The following is a 19,531-nucleotide window of genomic DNA, read 5'->3' on the forward strand; positions in this document are numbered from 1 at the left end:
AAATGGATTTAAAAAATAATATAATAGCCGACGCTTTACCAAAACATATTGCCATAATTATGGATGGCAATGGTCGTTGGGCGAAGCAAAAAGGTATGATTCGTGCTTTTGGACATGAAAATGGCACCAAAACAGTAAGAAAAACCGTAGAAGCTTGTGCCGAACTTGGCATAGAAAACCTCACGCTTTATGCCTTTTCAACAGAAAACTGGAATCGCCCAAAGCTAGAAGTTAAAGCTCTTATGAAACTTTTAGTCTCATCTTTAACAAAAGAATTAAAGACCCTTCAAAAAAATAATATCAAACTTTCTGCTATAGGCTGTTTAAAAACCCTACCTAAAAAAGTTTTTGAAGAGCTTTCATCTGCTATTGAATCAACCAAAGACAACACGCGAATGACTCTTACTCTTGCACTTAGCTATGGCTCAAGAGATGAAATAGTAAACGCTGTAAAAGAAATTAGCAATAAAGTTAAAAATAATATAATTTCGCCCGAAAATATTGATGAATCAATTATTAATGAGCATCTTTACACGCAAAATTTGCCAGATGTAGATTTACTTATCAGAACCAGCGGAGAACAGCGCATAAGTAACTTCTTGTTGTGGCAAATTGCTTACGCCGAATTACATTTTACAAGTGTGCTATGGCCAGATTTTACCAGACAACATTTGTATGAAGCTATTATTGAATATCAAAAAAGAGAACGACGATTTGGGAAAACCAGCGACCAACTTAGTTAATACACCTTCTGTATTAACACTTTTGAAATATTGTACCTCTATAATTCTTTTTATAGGCAGCTTTATTATTGAAGCACAAAACCCTAACACAAAGTATACACTTGGCGAGATATCTGTAGAAGGAAATACAACCTTTAGCGAGCAAACCATTATCACATATTCCGGTTTAAGTAAAGGCAAAGAAATATACATTCCTGGAGAAGAAATTAGTAACGCCATTAAGAAACTTTGGAATTCTAAACTTTTTAACGACATTGAAGTTTATGTTACCAATATAGAAGGTAACGTTGTGACGCTACAAATTAGGCTTTCTGATTTACCTCAGCTTAACGAACTTAGAATTAACGGTGTTAAAAAAGGGAAGCAAGACGAAATTATTAAAGAAAACAACCTTAATAAAGGTGTAAAGGTTACTGAAAACTTAATTACTACAACCAAAAACTTCCTTACTAAAAAATATAAAAAGGACGGTTATTATAATACCAAAGTACACATAAACACTATTGAAGTTAAAGATTCTATTGATACGCAACGCGTGAATATGGTATTAAACATCGATAGGGGTGCCAAAGTAAAGATTAAAGATATTACATTTAATGGTAATGAGGTTTTAGAGGATAAAAAACTTCGTGCTAGTATGAAAAGCACGAAAAAAAGAAATCGTTTACGCATTTGGAAACGCTCTAAATTTATCGATTCTGCATATCAAGCCGATTTAGGTCATGTTATTGATACGTATAAGAAAAATGGTTATAGAGATGCCCGAATTATATCGGACAGCCTTATCGTTAACGACGATAAAACCATATCACTTCAAATCAATGTTACCGAAGGAGAACAATATAAATTTGGTGAAATCAATTTTATTGGAAATACCGTTTACAGCGATTTATATTTAAAACGATTACTACGAATTAACAAAGGTGATGTTTATAACAGTATCCTTTTACAGGAACGTATTGCTGACAACTCCAAGCCAGATGCCTTCGATATTACCAATCAGTATCAAAATAACGGGTATTTATTCTCAAGTATCAACTCGGTGGAGGTGAATGTTGAAAATCATGTTATTGATACTGAAATTAGAATTTCTGAAGGAAAACCAGCCTATTTCAACAATGTAAGCGTTGTTGGAAACGACAAAACAAACGATCACGTGATCTATCGAGAAATACGTACACGTCCGGGAGAATTATATAGTAAAGCAAATGTGGTTCGTACGGTGAGAGAACTTGGACAGTTAGGATTTTTTGATGCCCAAGAGTTAACGCCAAACTTCCTAAACCCAAATCCTGTTGAGGGCTCTATAGATATGGAATACTCGGTTAAGGAAACAGGATCTAGTCAAATTGAATTACAAGGTGGCTACGGTGGTGGTGGATTTATTGGTACTTTAGGACTATCCTTTAATAACTTTTCTATAAAAGATATCTTTAAAAAGGACGCCTATAAACCAATTCCTATGGGTGATGGTCAAAAACTAGCGCTTCGTTTACAAGCCAGTCAGTTTTACCAAACCTACAGTTTTTCGTTCTCGGAACCTTGGTTAGGAGGCAAAAAGCCTGTACAGTTTTCGGCTTCTTTATCGCATACGAAACAGTTCGGACAGAATCCATACACTTACGAGGTAGACAAAAGTAGAAGTTTTAACATTACAGGTATTACTTTCGGTTTAGCAAAACGTTTAAGTGTTCCAGATGATTTCTTTACGCTTTCGCAGGCTGTTGGTTACCAACGTTATGATTTGAACAACTACAACACAGGACTTTTTGAATTTGGTGACGGTTACTCGAACAACCTTTCGTACACTATTGGACTTAGTAGAAATAACACCAGTGTAGATCCTATTTATCCAACAGGAGGATCGAGTTACTCGGTAAGTGCTAAACTTACTTTACCATATTCACTCTTTAACAATGTGGATTATGAAGCGTTAAAAATAGAACGAGAGGAAAATGATATCATAAGAAATCTACCGGGTACACAGCCTGACGAAGTTCTAGCTGCGAACGAAAGAATCTCTGAAATAGACCAAGAACGTTACAAGTGGCTGGAATTTTACAAAATAAAGTTTAAAGCCGAATGGTTTACACAAATTGCTAAAGATTTAGTCTTAAGACCAAGCACAGAATTTGGGTTCTTAGGGGCTTACAATAATGATAGAGGGGTTATTCCTTTTGAGCGTTTCTTCGTTGGTGGTGATGGTTTAGGAAATTACAGTTTAGACGGTAGGGAAACTATCCAATTACGTGGTTACCCAAACAATTCCTTATCTGGCCAAGACGGAGGTACTATTTACAATAAGTTTTCATTAGAATTACGTTACCCAATAACATTAAAAGCCTCGGCTAAAATATTTGCTTTAGGTTTTGCCGAAGCTGGAGCCTCCTATGATAGTTTTAGAGATTATAATCCTTTCGATTTAAATCGATCAGCTGGTGTAGGACTAAGAATTTTCATGCCTGCATTTGGATTATTAGGCATTGATTTTGGTTATGGATTTGATCCAATTCCAGGAACAACAGTAAGTAATGGATGGGAAACACATTTTATTATTGGGCAACAATTTTAAAAACTTAATTTATTGTGGCACGATATTTTCTAATAACACTTTAATGTTTTGCATGGGAATTAAAATTTTTAAGATTATATTTCGTTAATTTTGAAGATTGTATTTTAAAAGGCGTCATTATTTAACCTTTTAAAACTTTAAAACCAAACACTAAACATTAACCAAATGAAACGAGCCTTGTTAAAAAACACAACATTTAAAAATGACATTATAAGCCCGTTATTTGTTACCCAAATTAGAAACATGTTGACAAAACATAAAAGCAACGTTCTTTTTTTACTGATATTAATTTTTACGGCATGTTTTAATTTACATGCCCAGCGTGGGGTTAGAATAGGCTATATTGATACCGAATATATTTTAGAAAATGTACCCGAATATCAAGAAGCCACGAAACAGTTAAACCAAAAAGCTGAGAAATGGAAAAATGAAATCCATGAAAAGCTGCAAGCTGTTGAACAAAAAAGAAAAGACCTAACCACTGAAAAGGTTCTTTTAACTGAAGAACTGATTCATGAACGCGAAGAGGATATCGATTTTGAAGAAAGTGAAATTTTAGACTATCAACAAAAGCGATTTGGTCCAAATGGTGATTTGTTCATTCAAAGAAAGCAATTAATGCAACCGATACAAGATCAAATTTTTTCGGCAGTACAAGATATCGCAGAAGGTAAAAAATATGATTTTATTTTCGATAAATCTTCGGATGCCACTATGTTATTCTCGGCAAAACGTTATGATTTAAGCGAGCAGATTTTAAGAAGTATTTCAAGAACTGCAAAAAGAAATCAAGCACAAAACCGAACAGAGCGTAAAGCGGCCGAACAAGAAGAACTGGTTCCAGAAATAAATGAGGAACTTGAAGCTCGTGAAAGTGCTGCCGAAGCTCGAAAACGAGAAGTTTTGGCTGCTAGAGAAGCAAAAAAACAAGAAGCTCTAGAAAGACGTCAGAAAATCATTGAAGAGCGAGAACGTGAACGTCAAGCCAAGTTAGATGCTAGAAACGGTGTTACACCACAAGAAGAAAGTGAAGTCGGTGATAACATTGAAGAATCTGGAGAAACCGCTAAGGAAAATGCTCCAGAAACCAAAACTAGAGAACAACTCATAGAAGAAAACAGACAAAAGAAACTCGCCGATCGAGAAGCTAGAAAAAAAGAATTAGAAGAAAGAAAACGTAAAATATTAGAAGAGCGCCAACGCGCAAGAGACAGTATAAACCAAAACAAATAATCAATTTATAACACACTTAATACTATTAAAAATGAAACAATTAAAAAATCTCTTATTAGCAACTGCATTTTGTATTGCAACAGTTAGTTTTACTCAAGCACAAAGCAAGATTGCACATATAAATACGCAAGAGTTAATCGCAGCAATGCCAGAAGCTAAAGCGGCTCAAACAGAGATTGAAACTTTAGGTAAAACATACCAAACAGATATTCAAGCTTCTATTACTGAGTACCAAAACACAGTAAAACAATACGAAGCTGAAGCTGCAACAAAAACAGATGAAGAAAACCAAAAAAGAGGTTTAGAATTACAAGAAAAACAACAACGTATTCAGCAGTTTAGAGCTGATGCTCAACAAGACATCGCTAAAAAAGAAGCTGAGTTATTTAAGCCTATCCAAGAGAAAGCGATGAAAGCTATTCAAGAAGTTGCTAAAGCTCAAGGTTACGATTACGTAGTAGATAGAGCTTCTTTAATCGTTGCTGACGGAAAAGACATTTTAGCCGACGTGAAGAAAAAATTAGGAATCTAATTTTTTAAATTTATCAGAATAAATTAAAACAAAAGCTGCCTTGTATAGGCAGCTTTTTTATTTTTGTTAAACTATGAGCAAACAACCTATTGGCATTTTCGATTCTGGTGTTGGGGGGACTTCCATTTGGAAAGAAATCCAAGCCTTGTTACCGCACGAAAATATGATTTATCTAGCCGATAGTAAGAATGCCCCATATGGCCCTAAAGGGAAACAGGCCATTATAGACCTCAGCATTAAAAACACAGAATATTTAATCGTGCAAGGTTGTAAACTTATTGTAGTGGCTTGTAATACGGCTACAACAAACGCTATAGATTACCTTCGGAAAAATTACGAAACACCTTTTATAGGTATAGAACCAGCCATTAAACCAGCCGCATTAAACAGCAAAACACATACTATAGGTATTTTGGCCACAAAAGGTACTTTAAGTAGTGAGCTTTTCCATAAAACGGCTCATTTATTCGCTAGTGACTCTAAAATTATAGAACAAGAAGGGCATGGTATTGTAGAACTTATTGAAGACGGAAAACTACACTCTGAAGCCATGACAGGACTGCTAGAAGTATACCTTAAACCCATGATTGATGCCGATATAGATTACCTTGTTTTAGGTTGTACCCATTACCCTTACCTTATCCCAATACTTTTAAAGATATTACCTAAATGCATAAAAATTATAGATTCTGGTGAAGCGGTTGCTAGACAAACGAAAGCCGTTTTAATTCAACACAATTTACTAAACCAGTCTACTAAAAAAGGCAAATCAACATTATTTACAAATGCGAATCCTCAGGTTATTACAACGCTTTTGGGGGCGTCTAATGATATTTCTTATCTGGACTTTTAAAAGGTGAGATTTTGCGTTAGCGGTCGCAACGGCATCCTTTTTTGGCTGGGTAACTACAATTGTAGCTTCTATACCTTCATTTTGAATCAAAATACTAAAAAAGCTACAAAAACATAACCAAAAAAGATATAGTGGAAAACGCGACCCTTGTGGTAACGCCCTAAAAAACAACCCTAGGAGCTTATACTTAAAGTATTGCTGTTTATTCTTTAAACCAACTAGAATATTTAATGTAGTTATCGGCAATACGGTTAATTTCGCCCGACAGTAACTCTGGACTTACATCCTTAACCTTTTTAGCAGGTACACCAGCATAGATACTGCCAGCCTCTACTCTAGTATTTTTAGTGACTACAGCACCAGCCGCAATAATACTATTGCTTTCAACAACGCAACCGTCCATAACGATACTCCCCATACCAATAAGGACATTGTCGTGAATGGTACAACCGTGCACCAGAGCATTATGTCCTATAGACACATTATTACCAATATTGGTGGGTGCAGTGAGGTACGTAGCATGAATTACAGCACCATCTTGTATGTTCACCTTATCTCCCATTTTAATGTAATTAACATCGCCACGAACTACAGCACTAAACCAAATACTGCTTTGTTTACCTATGGTAACATCTCCAACAATGGTGGCATTTTCGGCTACAAAACAATCTTCTGGAATTTGAGGCGATTTGCCATTTACGGATTTTATTACAGGCATGCTGACTATAGGGTTATTGGTTAATAGTTATTGGCATTTAAAATCTTGGCTCTTGGTTCTAGTCTCTTAATTCTAATTAACAGCAGGACAATGACACTCGTAACGCTTAGGAGCACAATTGAAGTCATAACCTAAAGAAAATTGATGAAATCCACCATTTGTAAATACAATATCGTTGGTTTGGTAGGTGTAAGTATAAGCAAACATAAAACGATTGTAATTTACACCAACAATAGGCGTGATTTGATTAAGTTTTTGGCTATCTACATTTCCTGATTCTGTAAGATACTCAGCACCATCTAGACTTTGACGATATGATAAACCTGCCCAGAATTGTCCGAAATCCATTTGCTTATAAACCTTAGCATTGATATCGATAATATTTTCCTTTGTACCCGCCTTATATTGATATAACGTCGATGGCTCAAAAGACCAAGAGCTCCCTGGTCGGTTAAACACATAACCTGTTGAAAATAAAAAACGTCTTAGGTTACTTGTAATTTCAAGATCGTTATTAATACCGGAATTATTAAGTAAGTTTTTAACGGTAGCATGAGCATAAAAGTTTAAGTAAAAGTATGAAAACCCAAAATCTAAATTAAAATTGGCATCACTTTGTACAATTCCATCGATATTAGGATCACGAACTGGCAAATCGTTTAAAAACTCGGTTTCATCCAATTTATACTGAATAAACCCAGCACTTAAACCAAAAGAAAGCATGTTTAAGTCGGTTGCACTTCTAGAAAACATAAGATGATGTGCATAAGTTAAATAACCTCCCGTTTGCGAATGGTAGCCATTTTTATCAGTATAAACAATACCACCAATTGCCGATTGCGATTCACCAATTTTACTATTAGCACTTACTGTTAATAATTTAGGAGCATTGTCTTGCCCAAACCACTGCTGTCTACCTGTTACTCGAATTTTACCACAATTAGCGGCACCAGCCATCGAAGGGTGAATTAAATAATAATTATCACTTAAATAATCGGAATAAATGGGCATTCCTTCCTGGGACCTTACAAATTGAAAGCTTAGTAGAGCTACAACCGCAAGAATAACGTGGTTTAGTTTCATAATATAAAAGTAGTCTTTGTTTAATTAATTGACAAACATAACGTATTTACATAAAAAATAAGCCACATTTCTATATGTAAATTATTAAAAAGGCAATACAACTTATTACCTTTCAACACCTTCGCTATATTAGTGTGTAATAAACGAAATTTGTTAGGAATATTATATCTGTTTTTACGCTTTAGGTAGTAAAATTCATGAATTTAATAAGAATTCCCCCAAAAACCCCCTCTGAATATAGTACCATATCTGCTTTGAAATTACTGTGAAACGCATCACAACATCAAATCATATTGGAACGAACAACTTGATAATTTTTCCATATAATATCGAAATTTAGAAATATCGAAAGCCTTTCAAATATATTTAATGCTCACATTTAGTTTTCGTATTTTTGCAAAAAATAGATAAAATGAACACTTTTAAAGTTTCCGTGCAAGAGACCACAAATAATGCGATTGTAAAATTTGAAGTCAATCAATTTATTACGCAACACCAAAGTTTTGAGTTTAATAATATCGACGAAGCTAAGGCCTCACCTTTAGCACAGCAATTATTTTATTTACCATTTGTAAAAAAGGTATATATATCCGGGAATTTTATTGCTGTAGAACGCTATAATATTGTAGAGTGGAATGATGTACAGGATGAAGTAGCCGAACAAATTGAAGCCTATCTTAATGATGGTGGTATTGTAATTGAAGACACGACCACTGCTAAAAAAGTACCTGTTACTGTATACGCTGAAAGCACGCCTAACCCTTCGGTAATGAAGTTTGTTGCTAATAAAAAAATAGTGAACGCCCTTTTTGAATTCACAAGTATCGATGAAGCGAAATTATCGCCATTAGCGACTGAATTGTTTCATTTCCCATTTGTAAAAAGTGTGTTTTTGGATGAAAACTACGTATCTATTACTAAATATGATATGGCCGAGTGGCAAGATGTTACTATTGAAGTTAGAGAGTTTATTAGATCGTTTATTGAAAACGGAAAGGAAATCGTTGTGGCAAATGCTGCTGAAAGTTTAGAAAAAACAAATCAGCAATTAGATAGCCATTTCGAATCGTTAGACGATACTTCAAAGGAAATTATAAATATTCTTGAAGAATACGTTAAACCAGCTGTAGCGAGTGATGGTGGTAACATTCAATTCATATCATACGACGCCGATACTAAAAACGTTAGTGTCCTGCTTCAAGGGGCTTGTAGCGGTTGTCCTTCGTCAACCTATACCCTAAAAAGTGGTATTGAGAACATGCTAAAAGAAATGCTTCCAGGAAAAGTCGCTATGGTTGAAGCAATTAACGGATAATCCCAATTATTTTTGTTAACTTTAAGATTCAACTTAAATAAACAAAAATCATGGCAGTATTAAAAGTAATTGAAATTTTAGCAAACTCAGAAAAAAGCTGGGAAGATGCAACCAAACAAGCCGTTAAACACGCTTCAAAATCGTTGAAAAACATCCGATCTGTGTATGTTCAAGATCATAGCGCTAACGTAAAAGACGGTGAAGTAACGGAATTTAGAGTCAATGTGAAGATCACTTTTGAGGTAGATTAGACCGTTTCAAAAAAATCAAAGAGGCTGTCTTAAAAGTTAAACCAATCGTTATTCTGTGCTCGACACAGAATCTCATAACATTGAAATTCAATTATTATGAGAATCTGAAATAAATTTAGATTGACGTAAAAATAACTTTTAAGGCAGCCTTTTTTTTATACAACGTCATTAAAAACGACCAAATCACTCATGACAATCATCCAAATCATCCTTTTAAGCTTCATAGCCTTTTTACATTTTTATTTTTTAATTCTAGAAATGTTTTTCTGGGATAAACCTAAAGGCATTAAAGCTTTTAAATTAGAATCAAAAGAATTTGCTCAAAACACGAAAGTATTAGCAGCAAATCAAGGACTTTATAATGGCTTTTTAGCTGCTGGGTTATGGTTTTCTATTTATGAAAACTCCGAAAGACTTGCTTCTTTTTTTCTAATTTGTATTGCTGTTGCAGGTATTTATGGTTTTTATTCTACAAAAAATAAAGTCATCTTTTTTGTACAGGCACTTCCTGCCATACTTGTTTTTCTGTTTTTCGTCTTTTTTTAATGAAACTTAACTATTTTTTATCGTTTCATAGAAGAATTGTTCCGAATTGTTAATATTTTTGATCCAAACTTAATTTTTAAACAACATGATGGAATTAGAAAAAATTGACTTTGAAGCCTGGATGGCTTTAGCCGTAGATTACGGACTTAAACTAATAGGAGCCATAGTTATATGGATCATTGGTTCTTGGGTTATCTCAAAACTTTTAAAAGGCATAAGAACAGTAATGTCTAAAGGAAACTACGACGAAAGTCTCCAAGGTTTCTTATCCAATCTTGCTAGTTGGGGCCTTAAAATCGTATTAATAATCGTTGTGCTAGGCACTTTAGGTGTGGAAACAACATCATTTGCCGCTATTCTTGCTGCTGCTGGTTTGGCTGTTGGTTTAGCCTTACAAGGATCGCTTTCAAACTTTGCTGGAGGTGTGCTTATTATGATTTTTAAACCTTTTAAAGTTGGTGATGTTATTGAAGCTCAAGGTGAAATTGGTGGCGTTAAAGAAATTACCATTTTTACTACCAAACTTACAGGTTTATCAAACAAAGAAATTATTATTCCTAATGGATCTTTATCTAACGGAAATATTGTAAACTATACGGTTGCAGGAACACGTCGTGTAGATTTAACTTTTGGTGTTGATTACGCTTCAGATATCAAAAAGACTAAAGAAGTATTAATGAATGTTTTAAAAGCACATCCATTAGTAATTGAAGAACCTGCACCAACAGTTAATGTTTCTGAATTAGCTGATAGTTCGGTAAACTTTGCAGTGAGACCATGGTGTGCTTCTGGAGACTATTGGACCGTGTACTTTGATATTACTGAAAACGTAAAAGAAGCCCTTGATGCAGCTGGAATTGAAATTCCTTACCCACATCAAGTTGAAATTCATAAAGAGTCTTAATACTTTTAAGACTTTGGTTTTGGCTTTAAAGCCACAAAATCTTTCAAGTAATAAGGTTCAAAATAAGCGACATCTTCGGTGTCGCTTTTTTTGTACTTCATATTAGCGATCTCACCCATATAATTGGCCGATGGTAATTTGCCCTCTATAAAACGCGCATTGGGATGCTGAATTATGGTTTTTGTTTTTTCTACACCGCTTCCAACAAAATAAACCAATCCTTGTTCTAAATTTTCTATGAAAGACGATTCATCTAAAATTTGGGCTTGTGTCTCCCGTACCACATGATAATCCATATCATAAACGGCCGAGTACACTTCCATACGTCTAGCATCTAACATGGCTACAATAACACCACTTTCAGCCTTAACTTGTTGCGCTAATGCTTCTAGCGTAAGAACCGCTATTAAAGGCTTGTTTAGGGCATAAGCAAGACCTTTTGCTGCTGAAACACCAATACGCAATCCGGTATAAGAACCTGGTCCTTTACTGACTGATATCGCTGATAAATCTTCAGCAGTAATGTTCCCTTCCTTTAAAACCGTATCGATATACACATGAAGGCGTTCGGCATGCGAATAATTTTTATCATTGTCTTCTTCTAAAACAATAGTTTTACCATTTTTAGACAAAGCTACCGAGCAATTAGTGGTTGCTGTTTCAATGTTAAGTATGTATGTGCTCACGTTAATCTGTTAAAGGTTTTCCCATGTAAAAGTCTAAAACTTTTGTCTTAAAAACAAAATTGTATTTGGCATTTATAATGTTGGATTTTGAATTTACCAATCGGTTTCGAACCTGTTCAAAATCAAAAGAGTTCATAACGCCTAATTTATAGCTTTCCTCGGCATTTTTAAAAGACTCTGTTTGAGCATCCAACGACGCTTTTGAGGCTTGATATTGATTAAATGCGGCCTTAGCATCGGCGTAAGCTTGTTCTATATTGGTTCTTAAATCTTGCTTCTCTTGTTCTAAAGAATATTCTAATTTTTTAACGTTGATTTCAGCTTTGTTAACATTGACTTTAGTTTGAAATCTGTTGAAAATAGGAATATTCAAACTAAACCCGAAGTTATAACCTAAATTATCTTCTAATTGCTGACCGAAACCATTATCTACAAGAATAATATTATTTGGATCTGAAGGATCTATAATGGGTCTTAAATCTTCCTGACCTTGAAAATGCTGATACGACGTTCCTAAACCAGCGCCAAAACTTAAAGTTGGATAAAAACTACTTTTAGCAATATTAGTCCCTAATTCTGCATCTTCTATATTTAGTTCTGCAACCTTAATTTCAGGCCTGTTTGACAGTGCAAAATCATAGATCTCAGAAGCACTCTTATGTTCTAAAACAACATATGGCAATTCTATTTCCATAGCACTTACCTCAAAACCTTCATTTGGGATTTGTAACAATTGCGCTAAGGCCAAATTGGCTAGTTCTAAACTGTTTTCAGCATTAATTAACTGCTCTTGATCGCTTGCCAATTGCGCCTTCACTTCGTATAAATCGACTTTAGCGCGAACACCAGAATTCACCAGTTCCTGTATTTGATTAACTTGTTTCGTGGTAATCTCGACTTGCTCATGTGCCACTTTTAAATTCTCACGATTAAGCATAATGTTTAAATATTGATTTACAACATTTAGCGAAATGTTATCTTTCAAAATAGACAACTGTAACTGGCTGGATTGAATACCTAACTTTGCCTGTTTATAAATATTTGTGTTTTGAAAGCCATTAAATAAAACAGCACTAGAATTTAATCCAAAGTTGTTACCACGAGAATCTCTAGAAACACGGTTTCCATCTTGACCAATAAAAGAACCAAAGTTATAATTTTGTGAAGCAGACCCATTTAAATTTGGTAGAAACTTTCCCTTTGCACTTACTAAATCTTGATCGGCAACTTGGGTATCTAATTCTGTTTGTTTTACAGAAATATTATTTTCTAGTGCATAATTAACACAATCCTGAAGTGTCCATAATTTTTCCTGAGCGATCGACACGGAAGCTACTAAGAAGCAACCTAATAATATTTTATATTTTAGAATTTTCATATGATTAATGTTTTCCTCCTTTACGACCTGCTTCGTCTTCATTATCTTCTGAAGCTTTGTTCCAAACTTTAATTTTATCACCTTCTTTCACCCCTTTTACTATCTCAACATCGATACCGTCGGACAAACCAAGCTCGACATCTTGTTTTTTGTATTTGTTTTCACCATCTAAAATTTCTACAAAAGGCTTTTCGGTAATACGGTTGTATTGTAATAAGGCTTCCCGAATGGCTAAAACCTTTTCTTTATTCTCCAATTCTATTTCTGCATTAGCGCTATAGCCTGCTCTAATATTCGATTTGCCTTCAATTTTTACGTCGGCCTTTATAGTAAACTGTACCGCGCCATTTTCTTCTACCCCTTTAGGAGCAACAAACGTTAAGACTGCAGGATATTCTTCATCTTGAATCGCACCTAATACTACTTTTATTTCTTTGCCTTCTTTAATTTTTCCAACTTCGGCTTCGTCAACTTTACCCTCAAAAATCATCTTGCTCATATCGGCGATAGTAGCAATGGTTGTACCGTCGTTAAAATTATTACTTTCAATAACTTGATTACCTTCACGCACAGGGATTTCTAAAATTGTACCAGCAATTTGCGCTACAATACTGGTGTTTGAAGTCGCTCCACCAGACACCGATCCTTGCTTTATAATCTGATAATCGTTTTGCGCCTGATGATAGGTTTCCTTGGCTTGCATAAAAGACAACTCGCTATTTTCAAAATCCTGTCTTGAAATCACCCCTTTATCGTATAAATTTTTGTTTCGGTCGTACAAAATTTTCGAGTTTTCATAAGATAACTTAGCAGTCGTAATTCTACTTTTTGCACTTACTAAATTTTGCTCATTTGGCACCACACGAATAGTAGCTATTAAATCGCCTTTCGCTACAACATCGCCTTCTTCTACCATAATTTCATCGACAATTCCAGAAATTTGGGGTTTTAGTTCAATTTCTTCTTCGGGATTTAATTTTCCCGTAGCCACTGCCTTGGTATTTATCGAGGTATAAAAAGGTTCCTCAACCTGATATTCCAAGATGTCTTTGGAATTTGAATCTTTAAAATATTTTAATACAAAAGCTAATAGTACAATAACGACTATGACTAAAATAATTTTTACGGTTTTATTCATTGTGTTGCTTATTATTTATTCTTCTCTTAATGCTTCAATGGGTTTAATGCTAGTGGCTTTGGATGCAGGAATTAGTCCGATTAAAGTTCCTAAAACCACTAATATGGCTAAGGCTACGAAAACGACCGTTATGGAAACTGAAGCGTTCACGATGGCAGCATCTTCACCCTGACCAAAAAAGTGATCTAAGGCTATGAGTATCCATCCGCCAGAAATAATTCCTATAATACCTGCTACTAAAGTGATAAAAACGGCCTCAACCACAATTTGTCTCTTTATTTCAAACGGTGTCGCTCCAAGGGCTCGCCGTAATCCAATTTCTTTTGTACGTTCTTTTACGGTGATTAAAAGGATATTTCCAATAGCAAAAACACCTGCAATTAAAGTCGCAATACCTACAAACCAAGTTAAAAACTGCATGCCTGTTAAAAAGCCTGTCACTTTTGCAAATTCTTTACCCAAATTAAAACTACCAAAGGCTCTAGTATCCTCTGGATGAATGTGGTTTAGATTCTTAAGTAATAATTTAGTATCGGCTTCAATTTGTTTGATATTGTATTCGGGTTTTCCCGTTATCATCATCCAACCAATTTGATCGCCCTTATTGTAAATCTGTTGAAAAGTAGTAAATGGAATGTGCACATCGGTTGCAGGTCCCATGTTGACATCTCCTGTTTCAAACATACCAACTACCATAAAATTAATGCCATTAACATCTAAATACTTTCCGATAGGATCTTCATCAACTTCGAATAGTTGCTTATAGGCATCTTCAGAAATCACTGCAATTTTCTTTCGATCGTGAATATCACTTTGATTAATAAAACGCCCGTGAATTAACTTCTTCTTCTGTAATTGATCCAGTAAGGGGTAATCACCAGCCATTTGAAAACTGCCAGACAAAAAGTTTCTAGTGATGACTGTTGATTGCTGACTCCGAGGCAATACAAATTCGACACCTTGAACATTTTCTTCGATTTTTTTAGCATCAGTGAGCGTTAAATTAACACGACGACCTTCTTGAAACCCTTTAAATGGTTTCCCGGTATTTTGCCCCCATATAAAAACAGTATTCGTGGCAAAATCGCCAAACAATCTGTTAAATGAGTTTTCTAAGCCTCTAGCTGAACCTAACAGACCGATTAATAATAAAATTCCCCACCAGACACCTACCATAGTTAAAATAGACCTCAGTTTATTTTTACTCAAGCTATCAAAAACTTCTTGCCATGTATCTCTATCGAATAAAAATCTGAACATCGTTAATCGTTTCTTAAAGCTATTATAGGTTTAATTTCTGACGCCTTTTTAGCTGGTAAATAACCCGCAATAGCACCCGCGACAATAAGTGTAAGAGTAGCACCAACCACTAAACTGTTACTAACTCCAGGATCTTTTATAAAATAGGCTTCCAAACTTGGCCCTACAAGTTCCAATACACCAACGCCTATTAACAGTCCGATGTAACCTGCTATGGTAGTTATGATAATCGACTCGATTAAAATAATCGACACAATAGAACGCGGTGTAGCTCCTAGTGCTTTACGAATACCGATTTCTTTAGTGCGCTCCTTAACCACAAAAATCATGATATTGCTTATCCCCACAATTCCTGCGATAAGGGTGCCGAAACCAATAACTAGGATAATAACGGTTAAACTTGAAGTCATGAGTTCCACTTTTTTGGTGCCTTCGGCCATGTTCCTCATTCGGATGGCACGTTGGTCGTCTCTAGCAACATCAAATTTATCTTTTAAAACTTTTTTAATGGAATTCCCAAAAGCTAAGGCTTGATCGTTAGACATTTCAGGATTATAAGTGAGATGCAGTAAGTCTATAAAATCATTATTGCCATAAACAAACTGTGCGGTTGTAATGGGCATATAAATCACACTTTCTTCACTATCGCCTTCATCATCAGTAAAGACCCCAACGATTTTATATTGAATACCGCTCAGGTTAATGTATTTACCAATGGGGTTTTCTTTATAGAACAAATCATCTTCAACAGATTTACCTATGACCACGACTTTAGCTTTATTATCTAAGTCATTCTGATTAATATACCGTCCCGATTTAACCACATTGTTTTCAATAAACATAAATTCGGGGTACACCCCTCGCAGCTCATAATTATTTTTTTCACCGCGATAAGAAGCACTGACACTTTTATTGACTTTGGATGTGATAAACTGTACTTTATCTCCGTATTTCTCTTTAATAAGCGCGCGATCTTCATTTTTAAACTGAATTTGTCTTCCTACCTGTAACCCTTTATAAGCTTTTGTAGTACGTCCAGGGAAAATCATTATGGAATTATTCGCATCGGTACCAAAAGCCTCCTTAAAAGTGTTTTTTAATCCGTTTGCGATACCAAAAAGTATGGCAAAAAGTAGAATAGCAAAAGCTACAGTAAATCCGGACATCAAACTACGTGTTCGGTTTTTATTGATGCTTTGAAATATTTCGCGCCAAAGATCGATATCAAACATACTGCTCTGCTCTAACCTGGTTTACAATGGTATCTTCAAGAATTATCCCATCGCGTAAGCGAACAATACGTTTACACATATTAGCAATATCTTCTTCATGCGTTACCATTAAAATGGTTTTACCTTCATCATTAAGATGTTGAATAAAAGCCATAATTTCATGCGATGTCTTGGTATCTAATGCACCTGTAGGTTCATCTGCTAAAAGTAGTTTTGGGTTTGCAGCTAAAGCTCTTGCAATGGCCACACGTTGTTTTTGACCTCCAGAAAGCTCTTTAGGTAAATGATGTGCCCAAGCTGAAAGTCCTACTTTTTCTAAATGAAAAGCAGCCTTTTCTAGGCGTTCCTTACGTTTTAAGCCTTGATAATACAGTGGTAAAGCAACATTTTCGAGCGCATTTTTATAATTGATTAAGTTGAAGGATTGAAAAATAAATCCTAAAAACTTGTTTCTATAAACTGCAGCTTTTTTTTCTGTGAGGTTTTTTATAGGTAAGCCATCTAAAATATACTCGCCTTCATCGGCTTCATCTAGCATGCCTATAATATTAAGTAGTGTTGATTTTCCGGAACCTGAAGACCCCATTATAGCAACCATCTCGCCTGCTTCAACAGAAAGATCGATACCTTTTAAAACATGTAAACTGGAATCGCCTATTTTGTAGGACTTGTGAAGTTCGCTGATTTTCAACATTTCTATTTAAGTTTTTTGGCTAAAGACTTTACAATAAGACTAACAACACAAAGAAATGTTACAATACAACATAAAAAAAATTTTAGCCTTCCTTTTTTAGCGTACGGTACTTTCTATAAACAAAATAACCCATTCCCGCCACTAACACGTATGGTATAGCCATGAGATACACAATACCATCGTTAATGCCTTCTGCAGCAGACTGCCCTTCGGCTGTTTCTAAAACGGCCCGACACATGGCACACTGTGCTGAAGTTTGAAACAAGCTAGCACAAAAAAATAATATTATTAAAACCCGTGTTCTCATGTAAACCGTTTTAAACGTAGTAAGGAGAAATCATAATATAAACAATCACTCCGGTAATAGCTACATATAACCATAACGGAAAAGTAATTTTCGCTATTTTTTTATGCCTTTCCACCTGATTGGTGAGTCCGCGTAAAAAAGTAATCAATACAAAAGGAATCACTACGATAGATAAAATAATATGGCTTATCAAAATGAAATAATAAACATATTTTATAAGACCCTCGCCTCCAAATTTTGTAGAATCGCTAGTCATATGATATGCCACATACATCACTAAAAAGGATGTTGACAGAACTATGGCAAAAATCATTAGTTGTTTATGCAGCTTCACATTCTTTTTTCGAATCGCTAAAAAAGCTAAAACAAGCACTAAAGCGGTAAACGCATTGATCGATGCATAAATTGGTGGCAAAAACGATAAGGGCTCGACGTTAGGAATTTTAACTCCAAACAAAATAGCAACCACAACAGGTATTAGTACAGACAATACAATAATTAATCTGTTATACTTTTTTTCATTCAGCATCATACTTGAGTTACTCATATTCTGTAATTGTAGGTTATAACTACTCGTTTAATAATTTTTTAATATCGGCTTTTAGGGCACTAATTTCTTCTTTCACACCGTCTTCATCTACCTGTTCCTTTTCTGAAACGATGCCTCTGTAATAGATAATCGGATTTCCAAAATCATCTTTTCTTGAACGGATGAAACCATTTTTATCAACTAAAGCAAAATTTCCTGAATGTTCAAAGCCACCAGCGGCCTCTTCATCTTGAGCGCTATAAAGATTAAAACCTTCGTTAGACAATTTGTAAATAGCGTCTTTATCGCCAGTCATTAAATGCCAATTTGGGTTTGTAATACCATAATTTTCAGCGTAAGCTTTAAGTACTTCTTGGGTATCGTAATCGGGGTTTATAGTAAAAGAAGCCACTCCAAAGTCCTCAAAACCCTCAAAAGTATTTTGAATTTGAACGAGGTTGGCATTCATACGCGGACAAATGGTTGGACAAGTCGTGAAAAAGAATTCTACAACGTAAACTTTACCTTCATAATCTTTATTCGTAATCGTGTTACCATTTTGATCGGTAAAAGAAAAATGAGGTACCTTTTTAGCCTCTCCATTGATTTCGATGAATGCTAAATCAGATGTTTGAGCCGGATTTTCTTTGACAGAATTACTTCTGCTTTCGTTTCTAATGACATCCTTATTGGTAATTCTATCTACAATTTTAGGAATGAAAAGAATTCCAAAAACCAGAATAATAAAGGCAATGCCAATGTATGAATAGTTATTTTTCTTCATTTTGACTATTTAAATCGTTTGCACGTCTGGTATCCGAATTAAACTCCCCTTTGCGTTTTTGACGGTATTCGGTAAAAACAATACGCAAATCGTCACTCATTTTATTTTTAATTTCGGCCACCTCAATACAGTTATATGCGTTTAATCGGTATACGGGTTTATTTTTCTCGATTTCAGGATCGGTTCTATCATCCAATCGTCCGCGCTGATTCAGGTCTTTATCAACCAAAAAGATATAGTCGGTTGCTAAATCGGCATCAAGGTCCTCAGTACTTTTTAAACTATAAAACACCCGTTTAATATCCTGAGGTTCGCCAAAGACAAAATGCCAGAACCGCATATCTTCGTAGGAGTTAATTTCGGCTTGTAATTTTTTAACGGCTTCCTCAGTACCTCTTGGCATTAATATAACAATTTGAAAGCGCTTAAAACCTTTAAATTTATCGTAAACTAATTCCTTTAAATTAGAAGCTGCAATGGTTTTGCCTAAAGGCTGAGCACCCAAAAAGCCTAATACCGTAATATGGTCTTTAAGAACGATTGGCGTATCGGAATCTGAAATAAAATGCTCCAAATCTACCACCGATTCATTTACAATATCTAAAGGCTGATAGTTATGAGTAGCGGGGTACAAAAACAATAAAAATGTGACGGGAAGGAAAAATAATATTCCTAAAATCACATAGCGACTTACTTTTTTATAATCCATTAACCATCCTTTTTACAGCCTTTTTTAAAGCTCTGCAAAAATAGAAAAAGGTGGTTAAAAAAAC

At 35.0% G+C, this 19,531-nt stretch carries 21 protein-coding genes; 9 read left to right on the plus strand and 12 right to left on the minus strand.

The window, feature by feature from the left end:
- Window positions 1–2 precede the first annotated feature (2 nt).
- The 5 genes from JJL45_RS01665 to murI all read left to right on the plus strand — a co-directional run bounded on the left by JJL45_RS01665 (window position 3) and on the right by murI (window position 5,933).
- Window positions 3–743, plus strand: coding sequence for an isoprenyl transferase (locus JJL45_RS01665; protein WP_068601128.1), 741 nt, complete (start codon window positions 3–5; stop codon window positions 741–743).
- Window positions 676–3,315 carry an outer membrane protein assembly factor gene (locus tag JJL45_RS01670; protein ID WP_068601127.1) on the plus strand — a complete coding sequence of 880 codons (2,640 nt, stop codon included), beginning with the start codon at window positions 676–678 and terminating at the stop codon, window positions 3,313–3,315. Before JJL45_RS01665 ends, JJL45_RS01670 begins: the two co-directional genes overlap by 68 nt.
- A 165-nt stretch (window positions 3,316–3,480) precedes the next feature.
- Window positions 3,481–4,548 carry an OmpH family outer membrane protein gene (locus tag JJL45_RS01675; RefSeq protein ID WP_242521404.1) on the plus strand — a complete coding sequence of 356 codons (1,068 nt, stop codon included), beginning with the start codon at window positions 3,481–3,483 and terminating at the stop codon, window positions 4,546–4,548.
- A gap of 31 nt (window positions 4,549–4,579) precedes the next feature.
- Window positions 4,580–5,080, plus strand: coding sequence for an OmpH family outer membrane protein (locus JJL45_RS01680; RefSeq protein WP_067145033.1), 501 nt, complete (start codon window positions 4,580–4,582; stop codon window positions 5,078–5,080).
- Window positions 5,081–5,153: 73 nt separating this feature from the next.
- The gene (gene murI, locus JJL45_RS01685) at window positions 5,154–5,933 is read left to right on the plus strand and encodes a glutamate racemase (protein WP_068601125.1); all 780 of its coding nucleotides are present in this window, start codon (window positions 5,154–5,156) and stop codon (window positions 5,931–5,933) included.
- Window positions 5,934–6,135: 202 nt separating this feature from the next.
- On the opposite strand, the gene JJL45_RS01690 is transcribed toward murI, so the two are convergent.
- Together JJL45_RS01690 and JJL45_RS01695 are read right to left on the minus strand one after the other, a co-directional pair.
- Window positions 6,136–6,651 carry a gamma carbonic anhydrase family protein gene (locus JJL45_RS01690; RefSeq protein ID WP_068601123.1) on the minus strand — a complete coding sequence of 172 codons (516 nt, stop codon included), beginning with the start codon at window positions 6,649–6,651 and terminating at the stop codon, window positions 6,136–6,138.
- A gap of 72 nt (window positions 6,652–6,723) precedes the next feature.
- Entirely contained in the window at window positions 6,724–7,734 is a 1,011-nt protein-coding gene (locus JJL45_RS01695; protein WP_068601121.1) for a type IX secretion system membrane protein PorP/SprF, read from the minus strand.
- A 412-nt stretch (window positions 7,735–8,146) separates the two neighbouring features.
- Between JJL45_RS01695 and JJL45_RS01700 the strand changes: the two genes are divergently transcribed.
- The 4 genes from JJL45_RS01700 (at window position 8,147) to JJL45_RS01715 (ending at window position 10,750) form a co-directional block, all read left to right on the plus strand.
- Window positions 8,147–9,049 carry a NifU family protein gene (locus tag JJL45_RS01700; RefSeq protein WP_068601119.1) on the plus strand — a complete coding sequence of 301 codons (903 nt, stop codon included), beginning with the start codon at window positions 8,147–8,149 and terminating at the stop codon, window positions 9,047–9,049.
- Between the two features lie 50 nt (window positions 9,050–9,099).
- On the plus strand, window positions 9,100–9,300 hold the full coding sequence (locus JJL45_RS01705; protein WP_067145039.1) for a dodecin family protein: 201 nt from the start codon (window positions 9,100–9,102) through the stop codon (window positions 9,298–9,300).
- A gap of 189 nt (window positions 9,301–9,489) precedes the next feature.
- Window positions 9,490–9,846: a DUF1304 domain-containing protein gene (locus JJL45_RS01710; RefSeq protein ID WP_068601117.1), complete on the plus strand. Its 357-nt coding sequence runs from the start codon at window positions 9,490–9,492 to the stop codon at window positions 9,844–9,846.
- Window positions 9,847–9,934: 88 nt separating this feature from the next.
- Window positions 9,935–10,750 carry a mechanosensitive ion channel family protein gene (locus tag JJL45_RS01715; RefSeq protein WP_068601115.1) on the plus strand — a complete coding sequence of 272 codons (816 nt, stop codon included), beginning with the start codon at window positions 9,935–9,937 and terminating at the stop codon, window positions 10,748–10,750.
- Window positions 10,751–10,755: 5 nt separating this feature from the next.
- Here JJL45_RS01715 and tsaB read toward each other — a convergent pair whose 3' ends face one another.
- From tsaB to JJL45_RS01765, 10 genes are all read right to left on the minus strand, one after another.
- Window positions 10,756–11,436, minus strand: coding sequence for a tRNA (adenosine(37)-N6)-threonylcarbamoyltransferase complex dimerization subunit type 1 TsaB (gene tsaB, locus JJL45_RS01720; protein ID WP_242521405.1), 681 nt, complete (start codon window positions 11,434–11,436; stop codon window positions 10,756–10,758).
- 1 nt (window position 11,437) lies between these two features.
- Window positions 11,438–12,814, minus strand: a complete 1,377-nt coding sequence (locus tag JJL45_RS01725; protein WP_202664215.1) for a TolC family protein — start codon at window positions 12,812–12,814, stop codon at window positions 11,438–11,440.
- A 4-nt stretch (window positions 12,815–12,818) separates the two neighbouring features.
- Complete coding sequence (locus JJL45_RS01730; RefSeq protein ID WP_068601111.1) at window positions 12,819–13,952, minus strand: efflux RND transporter periplasmic adaptor subunit; 1,134 nt, start codon at window positions 13,950–13,952, stop codon at window positions 12,819–12,821.
- 15 nt (window positions 13,953–13,967) lie between these two features.
- Window positions 13,968–15,212 carry an ABC transporter permease gene (locus JJL45_RS01735; RefSeq protein WP_068601109.1) on the minus strand — a complete coding sequence of 415 codons (1,245 nt, stop codon included), beginning with the start codon at window positions 15,210–15,212 and terminating at the stop codon, window positions 13,968–13,970.
- A 2-nt stretch (window positions 15,213–15,214) separates the two neighbouring features.
- A complete protein-coding gene (locus JJL45_RS01740; RefSeq protein ID WP_068601107.1) occupies window positions 15,215–16,444 on the minus strand; it encodes an ABC transporter permease in 1,230 nt (409 codons plus the stop codon).
- Entirely contained in the window at window positions 16,437–17,138 is a 702-nt protein-coding gene (locus tag JJL45_RS01745) for an ABC transporter ATP-binding protein (RefSeq protein WP_067145045.1), read from the minus strand. Before JJL45_RS01745 ends, JJL45_RS01740 begins: the two co-directional genes overlap by 8 nt.
- 82 nt (window positions 17,139–17,220) lie before the next feature.
- On the minus strand, window positions 17,221–17,445 hold the full coding sequence (locus tag JJL45_RS01750; RefSeq protein ID WP_068601105.1) for a hypothetical protein: 225 nt from the start codon (window positions 17,443–17,445) through the stop codon (window positions 17,221–17,223).
- 10 nt (window positions 17,446–17,455) lie between these two features.
- Window positions 17,456–17,992: a DUF420 domain-containing protein gene (locus tag JJL45_RS01755; protein ID WP_068601103.1), complete on the minus strand. Its 537-nt coding sequence runs from the start codon at window positions 17,990–17,992 to the stop codon at window positions 17,456–17,458.
- A gap of 22 nt (window positions 17,993–18,014) precedes the next feature.
- Window positions 18,015–18,758: an SCO family protein gene (locus JJL45_RS01760; RefSeq protein ID WP_068601101.1), complete on the minus strand. Its 744-nt coding sequence runs from the start codon at window positions 18,756–18,758 to the stop codon at window positions 18,015–18,017.
- Entirely contained in the window at window positions 18,745–19,467 is a 723-nt protein-coding gene (locus tag JJL45_RS01765; RefSeq protein ID WP_068601099.1) for a hypothetical protein, read from the minus strand. The genes JJL45_RS01760 and JJL45_RS01765 overlap by 14 nt, the downstream gene beginning before the upstream one ends.
- Between the last annotated feature and the right edge of the window lie 64 nt (window positions 19,468–19,531).

Source organism: Tamlana sp. s12 (assembly GCF_016767215.1).
Lineage (GTDB): Bacteria > Bacteroidota > Bacteroidia > Flavobacteriales > Flavobacteriaceae > Pseudotamlana > Pseudotamlana agarivorans.